This window comes from Clostridium sp. CM041 (genome assembly GCF_055081035.1).
Map to the genome: position 1 here is coordinate 3,099,062 of NZ_CM143648.1, position 20,126 is coordinate 3,119,187.

The following is a 20,126-nucleotide window of genomic DNA, read 5'->3' on the forward strand; positions in this document are numbered from 1 at the left end:
TTTAATAGTATATATGAATCTATGATTATTAGAGGTGAAGGATGATGAGTGAATACAGTTCTAAATTAGAAAGTAATGATATGGATTTCCTTTTTGATGGCATTTTAAGCCTTCAAACAAAGGAAGAATGCTATAGATTTTTTGAAGATTTATGCACTATAAATGAAATTAAAGCATTTGAGCAAAGGATTCAAGTAGCAAGAATGTTAGCAGATAAAAGGACCTATTTGGATATAGCGGGTGTAACAGGGGCAAGTACTGCTACAATAAGTAGAATCGGCAGAGCATTAAATTATGGTAGTGATGGGTATAAACTTATATTAGAGCGTTTGGAATTTGCGAAATAAGTGTATTCATTTTTAACGACATTTTAGATGCGGATAGAGAGGGACGGTTAATATAATATATAAGGAGTGGTTTCATGGATTTGAAAAGTTTGTTAAACAAAGAGCAGTGCGAGGCTGCAATAACAGTTGATGGCCCATTGTTAATATTAGCTGGAGCGGGATCTGGAAAAACTAGGGTTTTGACCTACAGAATTGCGCATATGATTCAGGATTTAGCTATTTATCCTTCTCAAATTTTATCCATAACTTTTACTAATAAAGCGGCTGGTGAAATGAAGGACAGAGTGCGTTCTTTAGTAGGCAATATAGCGGATAATATGTGGATTTCTACCTTTCACTCTAGTTGTGTTAGGATTTTAAGGCGAGAGATAGATAGGCTGGGATATAATAAGAATTTCACTATTTATGATAGCTATGATCAAAAAAGTTTGATTAAACAGTGTATGAAGGAACTTCAAATAAATGAAAAAGATCTAACAGATTCAGAAATTTTAGGTAAAATATCGAGTGCTAAAAACGAACTTATTAGTCCACAAAAATTTAAAAAAGAAAATGAAAGTGATTATAGAAAAAACAAAATCGCTGATGTGTATGTTCTTTATCAAAAAAGACTAAAAGGTAACAATGCACTAGATTTTGATGATTTAATTTTTAAAGCAGTTGAACTCTTAAAAAATAATAAGGAAGTTTTGGATTTCTATCATTCAAAATTCAAGTACATTATGGTTGATGAGTATCAAGACACAAATAAAGCACAGTATGAGCTTATAAAGCTTTTAGTAGATGAGCGTGAAAATATATGCGTAGTTGGAGATGATGACCAATGTATTTATGCTTGGAGAGGTGCGGATGTCACCAACATCTTAGATTTTGAAAAAGATTATCCAAAGGCAAAGGTTGTTAAGCTCGAGCAAAATTATAGATCTTGCGGAAATATACTTATGGCAGCTAATGAAGTTATAAGAAATAATTCTCAAAGAAAAGATAAGGCTCTAAGGACTGAAAAAGATTGTGGAGAGAAAATTAATTTATATAGAGCGTTTACAGATAGAGACGAGTCAAATTTTGTAGCAAGCCAAATTAAGAGAATTATGACTGAGGAAAATAGAAGCTATAAGGACTTTGCAATTTTATATAGGATGAATTCTCAATCACGTATTTTTGAGGAGAGTTTTAGAAAAAATTTAATTCCATATAAAATAGTAGGGGGATTAAAATTCTATGATAGAAAAGAAATAAAGGATATAATGGCGTATTTAAAGCTTATTAATAACCCGCTTGACGATATCGCTTTAAAAAGAATTATAAATGTGCCTAAAAGAAGTATAGGAGATGCAACTATTCAAAAGATTCAAGAATTTGCAACAGGTATAGATCAATGCTTGTATAGTGCTATTCTAGATGTAGATTTTATACCTACATTGACAACTAGAAATAAAGCATCTATAAGTAAGTTTGTAAGTCTTATGAATAGCTTTATGGCCAAAAATGAAACAGGAACAGTCTCTGAGTTAATTAAATCTATAATAAGTGATACAGGGTATTTAAAGCAATTAGAACTTTCTAAGGAACCAGAGGATGAGAGCAGGGTAGAAAATATAAAAGAATTAGTATCAGATGCTGTAGAATTTGAAAGAACTTCAGAAGATAAGTCACTTTTAACATTCTTAGAAGGAGTAAGTTTAGGTTCGAGCACCGAGGACCCCGATGAAACAGTAGAGACTGCGGCAATGATGACTGTTCATAGTGCAAAGGGGTTAGAATTTCCAGTAGTATTTATGGTTGGTATGGAAAATGGGATATTCCCCGGCATGTCTTCGCTTAACAACTTTACTGAAATGGAAGAATCAAGGCGCCTGTGCTATGTTGCTATAACAAGGGCGGAGGAGAAGCTCTACATAACATCTGCCGAGAGTAGAATGGTATTTGGAAGAAATGTTGGGTATCAGCCTTCTGATTTTATCAGTGAAATTTCTCCGGATTTAAAAGAAGTTATCGGGGGAGCTAAGAATAGGACTGTGCAGGTATTAAAGAGAAAAAACACTGGAAATTCACAAAATTATAATCCGCATGGACTACTAAGTAAAACTTCGCCTCAAGATTATGCATCAGCTACAGCGAAAGGAAATGATCCAGGGCAGCGAAGTGTCAATAGTGAGAATGCTATGAATAGAGAAGCTACGGTAGGTAGGAAAGTTAGACATACTAAATTTGGAATAGGTACCATAGTGTCAAAATCGAGTTCTGATAATGATACAATGATTTCAATAGCGTTTGATAACATGGGAATAAAAAAGCTGATATTAGATAAAGCGCCTTTAGAAATGTTATAAGGCACATGAAAATAGGGCTAGCATACTGATTTGCTATTTATTTGAATGCGCTAAGGCATTTTGGATAAAATAGCTAGTGAGTGTGCTAGTTATTTTATTTCATATACCTAGCAGATGAACGTTGATTTCGTGGGAAAGGGTGTAGTTTATGAAAATTAGTGTAAAAGATGAAATTGAAGAATTAAAAAAGACAATTAAATATCACAGTGATAGATATTACAACCAAGATAATCCGGAAATATCAGATTATGAATATGATCAATTGATGCTTGCGCTTAAAGCAATAGAGAAAGAATATCCAGAACTTATCACATTAGAGTCCCCGACTCAAAACATAGGTGGAAACGCTAAAAGAAAAGCTGGGGTATTAGTAAAACATAATGTACCAATGCTCAGTTTGCAAGACGTATTTACAAAAGAAGAAGTCTATGCTTATGTAAATAAAATGATTGAAGAACTTAGTGATCCAACATTTGTTGTTGAACTTAAAATTGATGGTTTGTCAATGTCACTACGTTATGTAGAAGGTAAATTAACAGTAGCTGTAACTCGCGGTGATGGAATCATTCAAGGTGAGGATGTCACTGAAAATGCTAAAGTAATTGGGGATGTCGTGCGGAAACTGAAAGAGCAAGTGCCATACCTCGAGATTCGTGGTGAGGTATATATGGCAAATGCTGCGTTTGATAAGGTTAATGAGGGGCAAGAACTATTAGGGAAAAAGATATTTGCAAATCCTAGAAACTGTGCTGCTGGTACATTAAGGCAGTTAGATAGTAAAATAACAAAGGAAAGACAATTATCTCTGTTTATTTTTAATATTCAAGATGCCAAAGGAATTGAATTTAAAACACATACAGAAGGTTATGAATGGTTAAAAAAACAGGGTGTAAAAGTTATTGAGAATTATGTGAAATGTAAAACAGCTGATGAAGTGTGGAATACTATCCAAGCTATAGGAGAAGATAGAGGTAATTTAGCATACGACATTGACGGAGTTGTTATTAAAATTGATAACTTGGAAGATAGAAAAAAACTTGGTAATACTTCAAAAGTTCCCAAATGGGCTATAGCATATAAGTTCCCTCCAGAAGAAAAAGAAACAAAATTGATTGATATTGAACTATCAGTAGGAAGAACCGGAAGAATTACTCCTACAGCAATTTTTGAGCCAATTCGTTTATGCGGAACTTCTGTATCTAGAGCAATTCTTCACAACCAAGATTTTATCAATGATTTAGATATTAGGATTGGAGATAAAATTGTTGTATACAAATCAGGAGAGATTATCCCGAAAATTAAGGCTGTAGTAAAAGAAAAACGTTCTGAGAAGTTAAATAGATTCCAAATTCCAGACCGATGCCCGGTATGTGGAACACCTACTGTCCGTGAAAAAGATACGGCTGATATCAAATGTACAAACCCTAACTGTATGGCGCAATTAGAAAGACACATAATTAATTTTGTTGGTCGGAATGCTATGGATATAAAAGGGTTTGGTACGGCTTATATTAAGGAGCTTATCCGTTTGGAATATATTAAAGATGTAGCGGATGTATATTCACTGTTTAATTACCGCGCGGAGCTTATAGATAAAGGTATAATTGGAAAAGAAAAGAATACAGATAAGTTACTAGATGCTATAGACAAATCAAGGGGAAATGAAGCACAAAGGTTGCTGACGGGACTCGGAATTCCTAATATTGGAAAGATAGCAGCGAAATCCATAATGAAGCATTATAAATCTATTGAATGTTTGCAAAATACAACATTGGATGAACTAATAGAGGTTTCTGATATAGGTGAAATAAGTGCTTTGTGTGTACTAAGATTTTTTGAAGATAATAAAAACAGAGAAATAATTGATAGGTTAAAAGAGTATGGCGTAAATATGGCTGTAGAAGACTCAAATCAGGTCGATAATCTATTTAACGGGTTAACATTCGTTGTAACTGGAACCCTTACGTCAATGGGGCGTAGTGATGCCACATTGATAATAGAAAATCATGGAGGAAAAGTATCAGGTTCTGTTTCTAATAAAACTAGTTACGTTTTAGCAGGCGAGAATGCCGGAAGTAAGCTTACCAAAGCTCAAGAGCTTGGAATTACAGTTATATCTGAAGAAGAACTAGTAAATATGTTAAAATAGTGTGGGAAATGTAAGAAAGACGTCAAATGACGTCTTTCTTTATGTTGCGCTACTAATATTTATTTTTCACCTGGACTAGAAATATCTTCGACTTTAAAATCATCTTTAGGATATTCCTTGTGTCTCTGTTTTGAAGATGAGCTAGAGGTATTTTGTAGAAGTTTTTCAAGTAAATAATTTTTATATCTTAACTGATTAAATATTTTAATTAATAAAATAAAGCCCCATATCGAGGTAAGCATAAAAATTAACATGGAAAATATAAAAAAAATTTGTATAGTCAGGATTAACATGGGAAAAGCCTCCTAAATACTTACATATATAAAAACTGTAAGTACATATTAATATAATAATGTACATTAGGATAAATAACAAGTCAATTTTACACAGTATAATGATTATATGCATTCATCTATATAATATATATTCAACTATATATTATATAGTTAAAATAAATATATTACAGAATTAAGCGCAAAAATAAGTGTATATTACGTATAATGCATTGAAACAAGCTTTAGAACTTCTTATTTTATTTTTAATTAAGATACGTTAAGAAAAACATATGTTTGAGCGACAGCGAGTTTATGCTTTTCAGCAGATTAATTGAAAATAAAATTAGTAGTTCTTAGCGAAGTGAATGCATTAATAGTAATATATACTTTTTTATTTTTTATTGTATATTTGATTATTTCATATATGAAAAGTTAATACTCTTAATAATACTATATTGGGGGTAATTATGAAAAAGTTATTATGTATAATGTTGATTTTTATGACGATGCTAACCAGTGGATGCATTCAAAAGAAAGTAAAACCAACAACATCTAGGAAATATTTAGTTTATAACTTGGGAGAATTGCCAGCAGACTTGCTTATGACAAATAATGATAGTGTTCGCGAAAAAGACTTGTTATTAGTTTTATTTGAAGGATTAGTAAGAGAAGATAAAGATGGCAAAATAGTACCGGCCATGGCAGAAAAAATTGAGGTTAGTAAGGACAAAATAGGGTATACCTTTAAATTAAGAAAAGATCTACATTATAACGATGGAACGTCTATAAAAGCTGATGATTTTAAGAGGTTCTTCCAAAATATTTTATTGGAAAAAGAAAATATTTTTGCTAAGCAATTATATTGCATATTTGGAGCTAAGGATTTTAGTGTAGGAAAAGTAGAATTTGAAAATGTTGGTATTGTTGCAAAGGACGATTCAACATTAGAGATAAGGCTAAATAATCCTAATGAGAACTTTATAAATATCCTTAGTAATCCAGTTTTCACTTTAAGGGGAAATAATATGGATACAAAGAACTGGAAAGATAGTTATAGTAAAATTAAATATAGTGGTCCATTTATTATAAAAGAGGTAAACAAAGATGGAGAAATAAAATTAGTAAAGAACGAAAAGTATTGGAGAGCCAATGAAATTGTTAGTAATGAAATGCTATTTACTTCTATAAAGGATGAAGAGAAAGCTTTAGCAAATTTTGAAACTTCACAGTATAGTGATACCTCAAAAATTGATGTACTTGTAAGTCCACCAATAAGTGAAGTAAGTGCCCTTAGCACGGAAAATAAAACTGAAGTTAAACTATCGCAGAGCATGTATTATATGAATTTCAATCTAAAAACTAAAAATATACTAGAAAAAAGGAATTCGGTAGATATAAATTTTAGAAATGCAATTGGTTCTATTATAGATCGGGAATTAATTATAGAAACTATATCAGAAGATGTAGCAGTTCCAACAATAAATTATACACCTTTTACTAGGTCTAATGACAATAGTGGTAAAGTGATTTTTAATGCATCCCAGAATAAAATTAAAGGCTTAGAATATTTAAAAAAAAGTAGTAATTATGAAGAAAAACAAGAATTAGTTATGGTATATGAAAATAAAAATTTTGACACTAAAATAAGCAAGGAAATAGCTAAAAATATTAAAGAATATTTAGGTATAAAGGTAGTGTGCACTGGATACACAAAAGATGAAATCGAAAAAGTACTTAAGGAGGGAAATTATGATATAGTATTTTCAAAAAATGATGAAGAATATGGAGACATTTATAAATTCTTTACTAAATGGACATCGTATTCAAAAGATAATATTTATGGATATAAGAGTTCGGATTATGATAAAACTATAGAAAAAGCATTGATGGAGAAAACCAATAAAAATAAAGTAACGATTTATAATCATGCGCAATCTATATTGGCAAAAGACTTACCATGTATACCTATATATATTGGCAATACAGTTATATGTAAAAGAGAAAATATTAAAGATATCTATTTAACTAAAAGTGGAAATTTAGTATTTGATTATGCTTATAAAGAGGCTAAGGCTGATTCCAAATAAAACTAAGTTTTTTTCTTATATTATGCTAACAAAAGTATATATTGCGTAGAATGCATTTTAGCCATATATACTTTTTGTTATAGCATAATATGAGGAGAAAACATTAAATTATAATATTAGTGAGTGTGGAAAAATATTGTTAAGAAGAATATAAACATATTTTTGCTGCTATCAAAAGATAACTTACTTTGTTTAAAGCTCTCCTTTCGTTTATTATATACCACATTTTTAATGAATATAGAAGCTAATTCATTGGTTTCAGGTGTGGGGATTTCAGGCATTCTAAAATCATCCTCTTGTATCAAATCCTCTGATTTTAGTGAAAAATCCCGGTAATGTTCAGCGTTATCTAAAGCAGGAGACTCAGGCCAGCTTAAAACTATACCAGAATCCAAAATTTGATGTTTGAAAATATCCTGAAGCATCAAGGAATTATCTTCAATATTGTTAAAATCAGAATATATGATTTGGCTGTAAATGTATAATAAGAGCTCATCACAAGTATAAGTTGTCTCTTTATCAGCGCTTTCCTTTAGCAAGATACCTTTATCGGAATCGTATAAGTTTGTAAGCTTTTCATATAAATCCTCGCTAGTATCTTTAAATTTAAGAATTAATGTATTATTATACATAAGCGTACAGTTTATAAAAAGCATACAGGAATGATCTAATTTAGCATTAACAATTAAAGATGGCTTAGCATTATATTGATCTATAAGCAAATCTAAAAAATCTAGCAGTAGGGTTTCGCATAGTTCTAAGCCAGAGTACTTATAAAAAATATTTAATGCTAAGCATATCTTATTGAGCTCCTCAAAAGAAACATTGTAAATTTCATCCTTATACTGAGCAAACATATCTAGGATATCTAGAGCAAACTGTTTATATTCATGCTCTTGTTTTACGTTATTATAAGTAGAATATTTGTAGTAAGCAGACATCATAAAGGCTTGATCAGAAAATTTGAATTTATTGTTTTTATTTTCGAAATTAAATTCTTGGTTCAGAGGATTAGTTAAATCTTTTTTGTCAACAAAGAGCCCATCTTTATTTCGAAAATAAGAAGCATAAAATTCTAACTGTTCTTTGCAAAGTTTAAGGTAAATAGAGCTTAGATCATATTTTGTATCATCGACGTCCTTAAAGTTATTATAATAGTCTACGAGTTCCAGTAGGGATAAAGTCATAAATGCATTACTATTAACAGTTATTTCTTTCTTTACTTTGTTTTCATTCCAATTTAACATGCCCTCTTTCGATTTTAATTTAGCATCTGCTTTTTTGTAAACACATAAAAGTGGAGAATTTAAATTAATTGTGTTAATATCAATCTTAGAAAAGGATTTAGATTTTAAATCGCGTGAGGGAATATATATACCACATTTAGAATCGAAAACTATATCCTTTAATGATTCTTTTGATAAGTAGAAAAATTGATTTTTTATGTTAGTTTTGTTTAATGTATTGGTTTTTAAAAAAGGTCCTAGAAAATTCAACATATCACCACCATATAATTAGTACTTATATAGATGATATGATTAGAATTGTTAAAATGTGCTACATTTATGAAATTAGAAAGGAAGAATTTAAATGAAAGTTGGAAAATTAAATTGGGATGACTTAAAACAAATAATTGACAACAATAAAAGTGTTGTCCGGGGCGATGTGAGAATTAGAAGTGGAATAGGCGAAGACTGCAGTGTAATAAATTTTGGCGAATATGAGTGCGTAGTATCTACAGATCCAATAACCGGAGCTGATAAAAATATGGGCAAATTAGCAGTTCATATAAATTGCAATGATATAGCTTCTTGTGGAGTTGAGCCTGTAGGCATTTTAGTTACAATTCTTGTACCGCCAACAGCGACGATAGAAGATATAAAAAATATTATGAGTGAAATTGATGAAGAGACAAAAAAACTGAATGTGGAGATATTAGGTGGACATACTGAGGTTACAGACGCTGTAAATAAAATAATAGTTTCATGTACTGCTATAGGAAAAGGAAAAGCACAAGGTGCTGTGGCAACTTCAGGTGCAAAAATCGGAGATGAAATTGTCGTTACCAAACTGCTTTGTATGGAAGGAACTTCAATTATAGTAAATGACCATTTAGACAGGATACAAGGCGTTTTAACTCCTAAAGAAATAGAAGAAGCTAAAGACTATATTAGTGGTATTAGTGTGGTTAATGAAGGACGTATAGCAGGAGAGTTCGGGGTTAATTCTATGCATGATATAACTGAAGGTGGTGTTCTAGGAGCATTATGGGAAGTTGCGGAGGCTAGCAATTTAGGATTTAAGGCATATAGTGATAAAATGCCAATTAGTGATATTACATATAAAATATGTGAAAGACTTAATATTGACCCTTTGAAATTTATATCTTCGGGAAGCATGCTAATAACGGTGGCATCTGGGAAAGAATTGGTGGATAAATTAAATAGCAATGGAGTACAAGCTACGGTAATAGGAAAAATGACTGCGTCTAGAGGGATATTAGTAAAAGATGAAACTTGCAAAGATGTTTTGCCCCCTACTAGAGATGAGTTATTTAGTATATAATTTTTAAAATAGATTACTTTTAGAGTAGATAATGATTACTAATTATTATCTACCCTAGAGAGTTGTGAGGAGTATACAATGAGAAGATTAATAGTTGCTAGTAATAATGACCATAAAATTAAGGAAATAAAAGAAATATTATCACGGTTTCCTTTTGAAGTACTATCTTTAAAAGAAGCCAATATTAACATTGATGTAGAGGAAACAGGAAGCACTTTCATGGAGAATGCAGATATAAAGGCAAGTGAAATTTTCAAAATAGCCCATGGGAATATGGTACTTGCCGATGATTCGGGATTAGCAGTAGAATCATTAAATGGAGCTCCAGGCATTTTTTCAGCGAGGTTTGCGGGGGAACACGGAAATACTAAAGCGAATAATGAAAAATTATTGCAGCTTTTAGATGGCAAAACAGAAGAACAGCGAAAAGCTAAATTCATTTGCGCAATGGTACTTATAATTAATAAAGATGAAATAGTAAAAGTACAAGGAGAGTCAGAAGGGATAATCACAGCAGATTTTAGAGGTGAAGAAGGTTTCGGATATGACCCGCTATTTTTTGTGGAAAAATTCAATAAAACTTTTGCACAGATGGAAAGTAATGAAAAAAATGCTATTAGTCATAGGGGAAGGGCACTAGATAAACTAAAAGGTGAGCTTGAAAAATTAATTTATGATGTTTAATTATTATGCATCTCAAAAAAAGTCTGAGATGCATACGTTATATTAATGAAGAGGGTGATTTTAAATGAGAATAGGTGTTATAAGTGATACACATGGCATCATTAGCAGCATAGAACGGCTAGGATGCGAAATAAAGGGATTAGATGTGTTGATTCACTTAGGCGATAATGTAGACGACATATCCATTATAAGAAAGCATTATAAGGGAGAAATAATTAATGTTAAAGGCAATTGTGATTTTTCTACAAGTGCACCTAATGACAGGGTAAAAGAAATTTGCTTAAAAAAAATTTTTTTAACTCATGGACATAGATATAGTGTAAAAGAGAACTTGGCTAAATTAAGATATAAGGCTTTAGAAACGGGGGCTGACATAGTCTTGTATGGACATACACATATTGGAAAAATAGATTTTGAAGAAGGAATATGGTATATAAATCCTGGAAGTGCGTCACTACCAAGAGATGGAGCTAGGAGCTTTGCTATTATAAGTATCAACCAGGGATGCATAGAGCCAAATTTGATAAGATTCTAGTTGTTTATAGCTAGGTATTTTAAATGTGAACTTCTAAAATTTTAGTTTTTTTTAATCAGACTAAAATAAGTTAAAATAAAAAATAACATGTTGATAGGATTTATTTTAATATTAAAATGAGAAAGTTTTAAAAAAAGTATTGACGTATTAAAACATATGGTGTAGAATAATCCATGTCGTCAGAAAAAATCATTTAATTTAAATGGTTATGAGGTCAGGATTAATTTAGGACATTAAATGGTTTTAAAGTTTAATGGGTAGCGGGGTGTAGCGCAGCTGGGAGCGCGCGTGGTTTGGGACCATGAGGTCGCAGGTTCAATCCCTGTCACCCCGACCACTATATGCGGGTATAACTCAATGGTAGAGTGTTAGCCTTCCAAGCTAATTACGAGGGTTCGATTCCCTCTACCCGCTCCAAATATATTAATGTTTATTTAAACACTAATATATAAGCATCTTTAGCTCAGTTGGATAGAGCAACGCCCTTCTAAGGCGTGGGCCAGGGGTTCGAATCCCTTAAGATGCACCATACGGTGGACGTAGTTCAGTTGGTAGAGCGCCAGTTTGTGGTACTGGTTGTCGTGGGTTCGAGTCCCATCGTCCACCCCATTTAATGCTGGGGTATCGCCAAGCGGTAAGGCACCACACTTTGACTGTGGCATCCGTAGGTTCAAATCCTGCTATCCCAGCCAATAAGGTTTACTAGCTCAGTTGGTAGAGCACATGACTTTTAATCATGGTGTCCGGGGTTCGATTCCCCGGTAAGCCACCAAAATAGTAATAATATGCAGGTGTGGCGGAATTGGCAGACGCACTAGACTTAGGATCTAGCGCCTTCGGGTGTATGGGTTCAACTCCCTTCACCTGCACCATTACTATTTACAAATTAATTACTGTATATAAAAACAATAATATGCGGGGGTGGCTCAGTGGTAGAGCGTCACCTTGCCAAGGTGAACGTCGCGAGTTCGAATCTCGTCTCCCGCTCCAAATATGTTTATACATATTAGTTTAAGTATACAAGCATCTTTAGCTCAGTTGGATAGAGCAACGCCCTTCTAAGGCGTGGGCCAGGGGTTCGAATCCCTTAAGATGCACCAATATGCGTCATTAGCTCAGTTGGTAGAGCACCTGACTCTTAATCAGGGTGTCCGGGGTTCAAGCCCCCGATGTCGCACCATTTTTTAATATATGCCGGGGTGTAGCGCAGCTGGGAGCGCGCGTGGTTTGGGACCATGAGGTCGCAGGTTCAATCCCTGTCACCCCGACCATTAAAATATAATATGCGGGTATAACTCAATGGTAGAGTGTTAGCCTTCCAAGCTAATTACGAGGGTTCGATTCCCTCTACCCGCTCCAAATATGTTAACGTTCAACTGAGCATTAACATATAAGCGTTTTTAGCTCAGTTGGATAGAGCAACGCCCTTCTAAGGCGTGGGCCAGGGGTTCGAATCCCTTAAGACGCACCATATGGTGGACGTAGTTCAGTTGGTAGAGCGCCAGTTTGTGGTACTGGTTGTCGTGGGTTCGAGTCCCATCGTCCACCCCATTTAAAAATAAAGTTATAAATAAAAGGTATTGTATTAGAAAATAATATAACCTTAATAAATTTTAAATTCCCAATACGGTGGACGTAGTTCAGTTGGTAGAGCGCCAGTTTGTGGTACTGGTTGTCGTGGGTTCGAGTCCCATCGTCCACCCCATTTAAAATTGGGATGCCTTTCAAAACCGTAAGGCATCGGACTCTTTACTTAGATGTATAGGTTTGAATTTAACTAATAAGGTTTACTAGCTCAGTTGGTAGAGCACATGACTTTTAATCATGGTGTCCGGGGTTCGATTCCCCGGTAAGCCACCAAAATAGTAATAATATGCAGGTGTGGCGGAATTGGCAGACGCACTAGACTTAGGATCTAGCGCCTTCGGGTGTATGGGTTCAACTCCCTTCACCTGCACCAATTACTATTTATAAAAACAATAATATGCGGGGGTGGCTCAGTGGTAGAGCGTCACCTTGCCAAGGTGAACGTCGCGAGTTCGAATCTCGTCTCCCGCTCCAAACATGCGGGTATAACTCAATGGTAGAGTGTTAGCCTTCCAAGCTAATTACGAGGGTTCGATTCCCTCTACCCGCTCCAATAAAAGTCTTTAGTATTTATACTAAAGACTTTTTAAAAATTATTTTATTATGCGCCCATAGCTCAGTTGGATAGAGTGGCAGACTTCGAATCTGAAGGCCGTGGGTTCGACTCCCTCTGGGCGCACCATCAAAGCCTTACAAACTTAGTGTTTGTAAGGCTTTAACTTTGCCTTTTAATATTAATTTAAAGACAGTTCAGAAGAAAGTATCCCACTTCTATAAGTGGGAGTTACATACCCTAACAAATAGAAAACCTCAGTAGGAGATTATTTAAGTTCTCTGGTTGGGATGTAAGTGTCCGTTGGAACTTCATATCTGTTTTATTTATACAAAGTTACATTTTACTATAGATTCTACTTTGCTCTTACTTTGAGAAAGTTGAATCTACAGAAAAAGTAGACAGTTTTTATTATACTAGCCATCGTTATAGCAGTGTTATTTATAAGAGTACTAAAATATTGGGTGCTTTATGCTCTAAACTAAAATATTATGAGATAGTACTTTATATTTCCTAATTATATATGTTAGAATAAATATAAGGACATCCTTTATTTTTGAGTACGAGACAAAGGGATGGAATTTTTTATTCCATTGTTTTAGGAATGTTTTATGAAGTAAACCGATGTTAGTAACGAAGAGAATAAACAAAATATGAATTTTAATATAAAGTAAGGTGAGTATGAATGTTTAAAATTATGGTTGTTGAGGATGATAAAAGCATCCGGGATGAATTGATAGTACTATTACGTAATGCGATGTATGAAGTTGTTATTGTAACTGATTTCACAAATGTTGTAAATACATTTAAATATGAGAAGGCAGATTTAATTTTATTAGATGTTAACCTGCCTGAAATTAGTGGACTAAAAATCTGTGTGCAAATCCGCACCTTTTCTGAAGTGCCAATTATATTTGTTACTAGCTGTAACACGTCAATGAATGAACTTGATTGTATTAATATGGGTGGAGATGACTATGTTACAAAGCCATATAATTCAGCTGTATTATTGGCTAGAATTTCTACAATGCTAAAAAGAGTTTATGGAAATTCAAATAAAGAAAGCCACTTATTAGTATATAAAAATGTTGAATTAAATATAGCAACAGGGATGGCTCTATATAATGGGAAATCTGTAGAATTAACGAGAAATGAATTGAAAATGATGTATTATTTGTTTCAGAATACAGGCAAAATTATACCAAGGGTGGAGATTATAGAATATCTTTGGAATAACCAAATGTATATTGATGATAATAATTTGAGTGTTAATATAAAAAGAATAAGGATTAAATTGGAAGAAATTGGTTTGGTTGATTTTATAGAAACAAAAAGAGGATTAGGATATAAAGTATGAGAAAAAAATTTGTATAGTTACATGACGGACTTATTAGTTATTATCTAGACTTGGAGGAATTATGAACTTTGGAGATTATTTAAAAGATAAAATTGGAATGATTTTACTGAACATATCATGTGCCCTTGCATTATCGGTATTTTTATATGCAATAGGAAATAATCTAGAGGTAATTTATCTTATTTTAGTAGCGTGGGCATTTGTGTTCATTGGATATACTGTTATCAATTATATAAGTAGGAAAAAATATTTTAATCGAATTAAGAGCATGTTAGATATATTAGAGCAGAAGTACCTAATTTCTGAGATGATTAGAAAACCACATCGATTAGAAGATAAAGAGTATGTTTCAATCTTAAGAAGAGCTTTGAAGTCTATGACAGAGCAGGTCAATAGTGTTAAGAATGATAGTCAAGAATATAAAGAATACATTGAAATCTGGATTCACGAGGTAAAGTTGCCAATAACATCAATTCAGTTAATGTGTGAAAATAATAAGACTGAAGTGACTCGTAAGATTCTTTTAGAACTTAGAAAAATCGAGAATGATGTGGAGAAAGCTCTTTATTATGCCAGATCTAATGAAGTTTGGAAAGATTATATGATACAGAAAACAAATATAGATCAGGTTGTAGTATACACAATTAGTAAAAATATACAGTTTTTTATTCAAAATAGCATTCAAATAGAAAGAAGATGTCAAAACACTTATGTCTACACAGATGGGAAATGGCTGGAATTTATAGTCAATCAGTTATTAGTTAATTCAGTGAAGTATAAGATATCCGAAAATTCTAGGATAAAGATATATACACAAGAGATGAACAATGCTGTAGCATTGGTTATTGAAGACAATGGAATAGGAATAAAAGAGAGTGAGATTAATAGAATCTTTAATAAAAATTTTGTTGGGAGTAATGGAAGGAAAACAGAGAAGTCAACGGGGATGGGATTATTTCTTTGTAAAAAACTATGCGATAAACTTGGCTTAGAAATTTATGCAGAATCTGAAATAGATAACTATACGAAGATTACAATAAGTTTTCCAAAAGGAGAGTTTATCTTACAAAACTGAAAGATAAATGTAAGGTTGTTAGATACAATAATTCTGAATTTTGTTTTATAATAAGATAAGCTTATGTTTTGCAGAAGAAATTAACGACATTTCAGAGGAGAAATTACATTCTGAAGTCGTTGATATTACAGCACCACATGTGATAATTTAACAGTAAAAATTGATAGGGTAGCTTATATTATTTAAAAGGAAGAGATGAATGAAGATGAATGAAATTCTTAAAATTAGTAATATTGAAAAATACTATGGGAAAGAGGGAAATATCACTAAAGTATTAGAAAACATTAATTTTGGTGTAGAAAAAGGGGAATTTGTAGGAATCATGGGGGCTTCTGGTTCTGGGAAGACCACTTTATTAAATCTAATATCAACCATTGACACAGTAACTGCTGGACATATTTACTATGATGATACTGATATTACAGAAATCGCAGATTCAAAACTTGCAAGCTTTAGAAGAAAGAACTTAGGATTTATATTTCAAGATTTTAATTTGCTAGATACACTTACCATTGAAGAAAATATTTCTTTGGCTTTATTAATAAACAATGTAAAAGCAAATGAAATTGACAGTAAGATAGAAAAAATTGCAAAGAAATTGGGTATATTTAAGATATTGAAGAAATTCCCATATGAAGTATCTGGTGGAGAGAAACAAAGATGTGCATGTGCAAGGGCATTGATTAATAACCCAAAACTTATATTGGCAGATGAGCCAACTGGTGCTCTTGATTCAAAATCTGCACAAATGTTATTGGAATCTATGAGTACTTTAAACCAAAACCTAATGGCAACCATTTTGATGGTTACGCATGATCCTTTTTCTGCTAGCTATTGCACCCGTATTCTGTTTCTGAAAGATGGAAGAATATTCAATGAATTAGTGCGAGGAGAGGAAACCAGACACCAATTTTATAGTGAAATTTTAGATGTTTTATCTTTGCTGGGAGGTAACTCTAACAATGTTAACTAAATTGGCATATCGTAATGTAAAAAGATCTATTAAAGATTATCTTATCTATATTATAACTATTACAATCGTTATATCGTTAATGTTTGCATTTAATTCCATGATGTTTTCTGATATGATTCATGGAATGAATAGTCATATGACAGACTATATGTTTTTACTTGTCTTTTTTTCCATAATCGTCGTCATTATTGTTGCTTGGCTTATTAATTATATGACCAAGTTCATGCTTGATAAACGAAGCAAGGAGTTTGGAACGTACTTATTGCTTGGTATGGAAAATGAAAAAATATCCAAATTATTTCTTTGTGAAAATACTTTGCTTGGAATCATTTCTTTTATTTTTGGCGTTATTTTGGGAAGTTTTATATTCCAGTTACTGACCGCTGTTGTTACGGTGTTCTTTGGGAAAGAATATAATATTGTGATAGGATTTGATATTAAGGCATTATTGCTTACAATTGCTTACTATGGTGCAATCATGTTCCTAGTTGTATTAAAAAACAATAAAAGACTGAAGAAAATGAAAATATATGAATTGCTTTACGCAGATAAAAAGAATGAAGTAATTAAAATCAAAAACATAAAGAAAAGTTGTTTCATTTTTGTACTATCTTTGATTGCAGGAAGTGTGGCACTGAAGGGTGCACCTGTCATTGTTACTTTGATTTGTGTCATATTTTTTATCTATGGTTTTTATATCGGAATAACAGGTGTTATTGTTTTGATATTTTTAAAATCTAAACGTCTTAAATATAAGAAAACTAATTTGTTTGTATTCCGTGAATTATCATCTAAGCTTAATACAAGGGGATTTACTATGGGAACTTTAGCAGTACTATTTACCCTAACATTACTAAGCAGCAATTATGCAGTTGGAGTAAGTAGATTTAAGGGTGAAATAGAGCAGAGTGTTCCGTTTGATACTTGTATTTCAGTGCTTAATAAGGATGAAAATTTTGAAAAAGTATCTGCTTATATGGATAAAAATGATTGGGTAAAGGAAAGTATTGTATATCGTATTTATAAGGGGAAAAATAGTACGTTTACAAATGTACTATCTCAGAATAAGATTTTAGGTGGTTATTTTAAGCATGATATCTATTTGAAAGTAAGTGATTATAATGTTTTAAGAAGACTTTTAGGCTTAAATGAAATAACGATTAGCGATAATGAGTTTTTAATTCATACGGTTTCTTCCGTAGCGGATTGTTATACTCAATATATTAAAAAAAATCCAACAGTGGATATAAATAATAAAAAGTATTCATGCAAGAAGGTTTATTCAGAGGATTTTTCGCAAAATGGACAAAATGGAGCTGGCTTTATATTGGTAGTACCAGATGAAGCTGTAAGTCAAATGGAAGTATATTATTCACAGTATGCGGCAAGTACGAAAAAGCAAACAAATGAAAAACTCTATAGTGATCTAAAAAAAAATGTAACACAGGATGCAGATAAGTGGGCAAGTTCTGCTCATAGAGCTAACGAAATCGATCATGGTGTGGGAGTAGATAGTGTCTATATGATTTTTGACAATATTATGGTTAAAGATGGAGGACTTGATTATGAGGTTAAGGCCGCGATTATAACAGTGGTTTCATCTATTTTCTATGTTTCATTGGTATTTGTAAGTGTGGCATTAACAGTGCTCGCTGTTCAACAGTTAAGCGATTCTGCAAAGTACAAGCATAGATATAAGATATTAAATCAATTAGGACTTGACGAGAAGCAGCGAAATCGATTGGTGTTTAAGCAACTGTTAATTTACTTTATGTGGCCGATAGTAATTCCGATTATAGTTAGTTTTACTATTTCAATGAAGCTAAATCAGCTGATGTTAAGAGGAACGCAGATTGCAGCAACTACATTTACCTTCTATGGAGCAACATTGATTCTATTCTTAATAGTTTACTGTATTTATTTTGTGGCTACATACGTCGGATTTAAAAGAAACATTAGTGAAGATTAGTCTATAGAGTGGTTTTTATTTTTGTGGTAAATTATGTTGACAGGGATTAAAATGTATAGTATTATAGGTAAAAGAATAAAGAACCTTTAATTTTGCCCGAGAGGCTGAGAAGGAAGTAGATGTTTTACAGCGATATTACTACGCCTTCTCATAAAAGAGATGGCGTTTTTTGTTTAGAAGTAAATGTAATATTAAAAGTACTTATAGTACCTTTAAATTTAGCTCAGAGAGGCTGAGAAGGAGTGGATGTAATATGCTAAAAGGAAGACACTTAATTGAACCAATGGATTTTACAATATTAGAGCTTGAGGAGATTTTTGATTATGCAGATGAAATAATTAAAAAACCTGAAAATTTTTCTCATATCTGTGATGGGAAAGTTTTGGCAACATTATTTTATGAACCAAGCACACGAACAAGATTAAGCTTTGAAGCGGCAATGTTAAGACTTGGAGGTCAGGTTTTAGGTTTTTCTGAGGCGAAATCAAGTTCGGCAGCAAAAGGGGAAAGTGTAGCAGATACTATAAGGACAGTAGAATGTTATGCAGATATTGCAGCCATGAGACATCCCAAAGAAGGAGCTCCTAAAGTTGCATCTATGCACTCTCAAATGCCAGTAATAAATGCCGGTGATGGTGGGCATCAACATCCAACTCAAACATTAACAGATCTTTTAACCATAAGAAATATTAAAGGGTCATTATCAAACTTAACCATAGGAATTTGTGGTGATTTAAAGTTTGGTAGAACAGTTCACTCATTAATAAAAGCCATGTCAAGATATGAAAACATTAAATTTATACTAATTTCACCAAATGAATTAACAATTCCTAAATACATTAAATCGGAAGTATTGGAAAAAAATAATATGGAGTTCCTTGAAGTTGAAAAATTAGAGGATGTTATTGGAGATTTAGATATTTTATATATGACTAGAGTTCAAAAAGAAAGATTTTTTAACGAGGAAGATTATATAAGACTTAAAGATATTTATATACTGGATAAAGAAAAAATGCTAAAAGCTAAGAAAGATATGATAATTCTTCATCCACTACCTAGAGTTAATGAAATAGCTGTGGAAATCGACGCTGATCCAAGGGCATGTTACTTTAGACAAGCAAAATATGGTATGTATGCAAGAATGGCACTTATTGCTAAACTTTTGGGGGTGGATAAGTAATGGTAACAATAAATAGCATAAAAAGAGGAATAGTAATAGATCATATTAAAGCGGGTGTAGGACTCAAAATATTCAACTATTTAGGTCTTGATAATGCTGAATTTACAGTTGCGCTTATTATGAATGCACATAGCGGGAAGCTCGGAAAAAAGGATATAATTAAAATAGAAAACGAGATTGATATAGATTTTACAGTGTTGGGGTTTATAGACCCTAACATAACAATAAATATAATAACTGGAGAAAAAATCGAAAATAAAGTTAAACTAAAGCTGCCAGATAAAATTGATAATGTTATAAGATGCAATAATCCAAGATGCATAACATCTGTAGAGCAAGAAATTTTGAATAGTTTCTACCTAGCAAATAGTGAAAAGGGCGAGTATAGATGTATATATTGTGATGAGATTAATAACCATACTACTGTATCGTAATAAAACACATAATTATTAATATA

15 protein-coding genes and 20 tRNA genes are annotated in these 20,126 nt (G+C 32.4%); 33 read left to right on the forward strand and 2 right to left on the reverse strand.

Features of this window, described 5'->3' with window-relative positions; all coding sequences use genetic code 11:
- Positions 1-44: 44 nt before the first annotated feature.
- From ACWJJT_RS14585 to ligA, 3 genes are all read left to right on the forward strand, one after another.
- Entirely contained in the window at positions 45-347 is a 303-nt protein-coding gene (locus ACWJJT_RS14585) for a YerC/YecD family TrpR-related protein (protein WP_462956788.1), read from the forward strand.
- 74 nt (positions 348-421) lie between these two features.
- Entirely contained in the window at positions 422-2,680 is a 2,259-nt protein-coding gene (pcrA, locus tag ACWJJT_RS14590; RefSeq protein WP_462955225.1) for a DNA helicase PcrA, read from the forward strand.
- A gap of 154 nt (positions 2,681-2,834) precedes the next feature.
- Complete coding sequence (gene ligA, locus ACWJJT_RS14595) at positions 2,835-4,829, forward strand: NAD-dependent DNA ligase LigA (protein ID WP_462956789.1); 1,995 nt, start codon at positions 2,835-2,837, stop codon at positions 4,827-4,829.
- A 59-nt stretch (positions 4,830-4,888) separates the two neighbouring features.
- On the opposite strand, the gene ACWJJT_RS14600 is transcribed toward ligA, so the two are convergent.
- Positions 4,889-5,122 carry a hypothetical protein gene (locus ACWJJT_RS14600; RefSeq protein WP_462955226.1) on the reverse strand — a complete coding sequence of 78 codons (234 nt, stop codon included), beginning with the start codon at positions 5,120-5,122 and terminating at the stop codon, positions 4,889-4,891.
- A 449-nt stretch (positions 5,123-5,571) separates the two neighbouring features.
- Here ACWJJT_RS14600 and ACWJJT_RS14605 point away from each other — a divergent pair, with 449 nt between their 5' ends.
- On the forward strand, positions 5,572-7,191 hold the full coding sequence (locus tag ACWJJT_RS14605) for a peptide ABC transporter substrate-binding protein (protein WP_462955227.1): 1,620 nt from the start codon (positions 5,572-5,574) through the stop codon (positions 7,189-7,191).
- A gap of 116 nt (positions 7,192-7,307) precedes the next feature.
- Here the strand turns inward: ACWJJT_RS14605 and ACWJJT_RS14610 are convergent, their stop codons facing one another.
- The gene (locus ACWJJT_RS14610; protein WP_462955228.1) at positions 7,308-8,690 is read right to left on the reverse strand and encodes a hypothetical protein; all 1,383 of its coding nucleotides are present in this window, start codon (positions 8,688-8,690) and stop codon (positions 7,308-7,310) included.
- Between the two features lie 91 nt (positions 8,691-8,781).
- Here ACWJJT_RS14610 and ACWJJT_RS14615 point away from each other — a divergent pair, with 91 nt between their 5' ends.
- The 29 genes from ACWJJT_RS14615 (at position 8,782) to ACWJJT_RS14755 (ending at position 20,103) form a co-directional block, all read left to right on the forward strand.
- Positions 8,782-9,756, forward strand: coding sequence for an AIR synthase family protein (locus tag ACWJJT_RS14615; protein ID WP_462955229.1), 975 nt, complete (start codon positions 8,782-8,784; stop codon positions 9,754-9,756).
- A 78-nt stretch (positions 9,757-9,834) separates the two neighbouring features.
- Positions 9,835-10,440 carry an XTP/dITP diphosphatase gene (locus ACWJJT_RS14620; protein ID WP_462955230.1) on the forward strand — a complete coding sequence of 202 codons (606 nt, stop codon included), beginning with the start codon at positions 9,835-9,837 and terminating at the stop codon, positions 10,438-10,440.
- 64 nt (positions 10,441-10,504) lie between these two features.
- Positions 10,505-10,975: a metallophosphoesterase gene (locus ACWJJT_RS14625; RefSeq protein ID WP_462955231.1), complete on the forward strand. Its 471-nt coding sequence runs from the start codon at positions 10,505-10,507 to the stop codon at positions 10,973-10,975.
- A 261-nt stretch (positions 10,976-11,236) separates the two neighbouring features.
- Positions 11,237-11,312: transfer RNA gene (locus ACWJJT_RS14630), tRNA-Pro, on the forward strand.
- A 6-nt stretch (positions 11,313-11,318) separates the two neighbouring features.
- Positions 11,319-11,392 (forward strand) — tRNA-Gly (locus tag ACWJJT_RS14635).
- A gap of 35 nt (positions 11,393-11,427) precedes the next feature.
- Positions 11,428-11,504: transfer RNA gene (locus ACWJJT_RS14640), tRNA-Arg, on the forward strand.
- Positions 11,505-11,508: 4 nt separating this feature from the next.
- Positions 11,509-11,584, forward strand: a tRNA-His gene (locus ACWJJT_RS14645).
- 8 nt (positions 11,585-11,592) lie between these two features.
- Positions 11,593-11,667, forward strand: a tRNA-Gln gene (locus tag ACWJJT_RS14650).
- Positions 11,668-11,671: 4 nt separating this feature from the next.
- Positions 11,672-11,747, forward strand: a tRNA-Lys gene (locus ACWJJT_RS14655).
- Between the two features lie 15 nt (positions 11,748-11,762).
- Positions 11,763-11,847 (forward strand) — tRNA-Leu (locus ACWJJT_RS14660).
- A 43-nt stretch (positions 11,848-11,890) separates the two neighbouring features.
- Positions 11,891-11,965, forward strand: a tRNA-Gly gene (locus ACWJJT_RS14665).
- Positions 11,966-11,998: 33 nt separating this feature from the next.
- Positions 11,999-12,075 (forward strand) — tRNA-Arg (locus tag ACWJJT_RS14670).
- A 4-nt stretch (positions 12,076-12,079) separates the two neighbouring features.
- Positions 12,080-12,155, forward strand: a tRNA-Lys gene (locus ACWJJT_RS14675).
- Between the two features lie 15 nt (positions 12,156-12,170).
- Positions 12,171-12,246, forward strand: a tRNA-Pro gene (locus ACWJJT_RS14680).
- Positions 12,247-12,260: 14 nt separating this feature from the next.
- Positions 12,261-12,334: transfer RNA gene (locus tag ACWJJT_RS14685), tRNA-Gly, on the forward strand.
- A gap of 35 nt (positions 12,335-12,369) precedes the next feature.
- A tRNA-Arg gene (locus ACWJJT_RS14690) sits at positions 12,370-12,446 on the forward strand.
- 4 nt (positions 12,447-12,450) lie between these two features.
- Positions 12,451-12,526 (forward strand) — tRNA-His (locus ACWJJT_RS14695).
- Positions 12,527-12,604: 78 nt separating this feature from the next.
- A tRNA-His gene (locus ACWJJT_RS14700) sits at positions 12,605-12,680 on the forward strand.
- Between the two features lie 79 nt (positions 12,681-12,759).
- A tRNA-Lys gene (locus ACWJJT_RS14705) sits at positions 12,760-12,835 on the forward strand.
- A 15-nt stretch (positions 12,836-12,850) separates the two neighbouring features.
- Positions 12,851-12,935 (forward strand) — tRNA-Leu (locus ACWJJT_RS14710).
- A gap of 26 nt (positions 12,936-12,961) precedes the next feature.
- A tRNA-Gly gene (locus ACWJJT_RS14715) sits at positions 12,962-13,036 on the forward strand.
- Positions 13,037-13,041: 5 nt separating this feature from the next.
- A tRNA-Gly gene (locus ACWJJT_RS14720) sits at positions 13,042-13,115 on the forward strand.
- A gap of 52 nt (positions 13,116-13,167) precedes the next feature.
- Positions 13,168-13,244: transfer RNA gene (locus ACWJJT_RS14725), tRNA-Arg, on the forward strand.
- Positions 13,245-13,800: 556 nt separating this feature from the next.
- Positions 13,801-14,472, forward strand: a complete 672-nt coding sequence (locus tag ACWJJT_RS14730; RefSeq protein ID WP_462955232.1) for a response regulator transcription factor — start codon at positions 13,801-13,803, stop codon at positions 14,470-14,472.
- 61 nt (positions 14,473-14,533) lie between these two features.
- Positions 14,534-15,547, forward strand: coding sequence for a sensor histidine kinase (locus tag ACWJJT_RS14735; RefSeq protein ID WP_462955233.1), 1,014 nt, complete (start codon positions 14,534-14,536; stop codon positions 15,545-15,547).
- 205 nt (positions 15,548-15,752) lie between these two features.
- Complete coding sequence (locus ACWJJT_RS14740) at positions 15,753-16,520, forward strand: ABC transporter ATP-binding protein (RefSeq protein ID WP_462956790.1); 768 nt, start codon at positions 15,753-15,755, stop codon at positions 16,518-16,520.
- Positions 16,510-18,489, forward strand: coding sequence for an FtsX-like permease family protein (locus ACWJJT_RS14745; RefSeq protein WP_462955234.1), 1,980 nt, complete (start codon positions 16,510-16,512; stop codon positions 18,487-18,489). The genes ACWJJT_RS14740 and ACWJJT_RS14745 overlap by 11 nt, the downstream gene beginning before the upstream one ends.
- 253 nt (positions 18,490-18,742) lie before the next feature.
- Entirely contained in the window at positions 18,743-19,669 is a 927-nt protein-coding gene (pyrB, locus tag ACWJJT_RS14750) for an aspartate carbamoyltransferase (protein WP_165412712.1), read from the forward strand.
- Positions 19,669-20,103, forward strand: a complete 435-nt coding sequence (locus tag ACWJJT_RS14755; protein ID WP_462955235.1) for an aspartate carbamoyltransferase regulatory subunit — start codon at positions 19,669-19,671, stop codon at positions 20,101-20,103. Before pyrB ends, ACWJJT_RS14755 begins: the two co-directional genes overlap by 1 nt.
- Positions 20,104-20,126 lie beyond the last annotated feature (23 nt).

Coding starts and splice junctions, on each gene's coding strand:
- ACWJJT_RS14585 (WP_462956788.1), top strand. CDS start 45: ATGAGTGAATACAGTTCTAAATTAGAAAGTAATGATATGGATTTCCTT.
- pcrA (WP_462955225.1), top strand. CDS start 422: ATGGATTTGAAAAGTTTGTTAAACAAAGAGCAGTGCGAGGCTGCAATA.
- ACWJJT_RS14600 (WP_462955226.1), bottom strand. CDS start 5,122: ATGTTAATCCTGACTATACAAATTTTTTTTATATTTTCCATGTTAATT.
- ACWJJT_RS14605 (WP_462955227.1), top strand. CDS start 5,572: ATGAAAAAGTTATTATGTATAATGTTGATTTTTATGACGATGCTAACC.
- ACWJJT_RS14610 (WP_462955228.1), bottom strand. CDS start 8,690: ATGTTGAATTTTCTAGGACCTTTTTTAAAAACCAATACATTAAACAAA.
- ACWJJT_RS14615 (WP_462955229.1), top strand. CDS start 8,782: ATGAAAGTTGGAAAATTAAATTGGGATGACTTAAAACAAATAATTGAC.
- ACWJJT_RS14620 (WP_462955230.1), top strand. CDS start 9,835: ATGAGAAGATTAATAGTTGCTAGTAATAATGACCATAAAATTAAGGAA.
- ACWJJT_RS14625 (WP_462955231.1), top strand. CDS start 10,505: ATGAGAATAGGTGTTATAAGTGATACACATGGCATCATTAGCAGCATA.
- ACWJJT_RS14730 (WP_462955232.1), top strand. CDS start 13,801: ATGTTTAAAATTATGGTTGTTGAGGATGATAAAAGCATCCGGGATGAA.
- ACWJJT_RS14735 (WP_462955233.1), top strand. CDS start 14,534: ATGAACTTTGGAGATTATTTAAAAGATAAAATTGGAATGATTTTACTG.
- ACWJJT_RS14740 (WP_462956790.1), top strand. CDS start 15,753: ATGAATGAAATTCTTAAAATTAGTAATATTGAAAAATACTATGGGAAA.
- ACWJJT_RS14745 (WP_462955234.1), top strand. CDS start 16,510: ATGTTAACTAAATTGGCATATCGTAATGTAAAAAGATCTATTAAAGAT.
- pyrB (WP_165412712.1), top strand. CDS start 18,743: ATGCTAAAAGGAAGACACTTAATTGAACCAATGGATTTTACAATATTA.
- ACWJJT_RS14755 (WP_462955235.1), top strand. CDS start 19,669: ATGGTAACAATAAATAGCATAAAAAGAGGAATAGTAATAGATCATATT.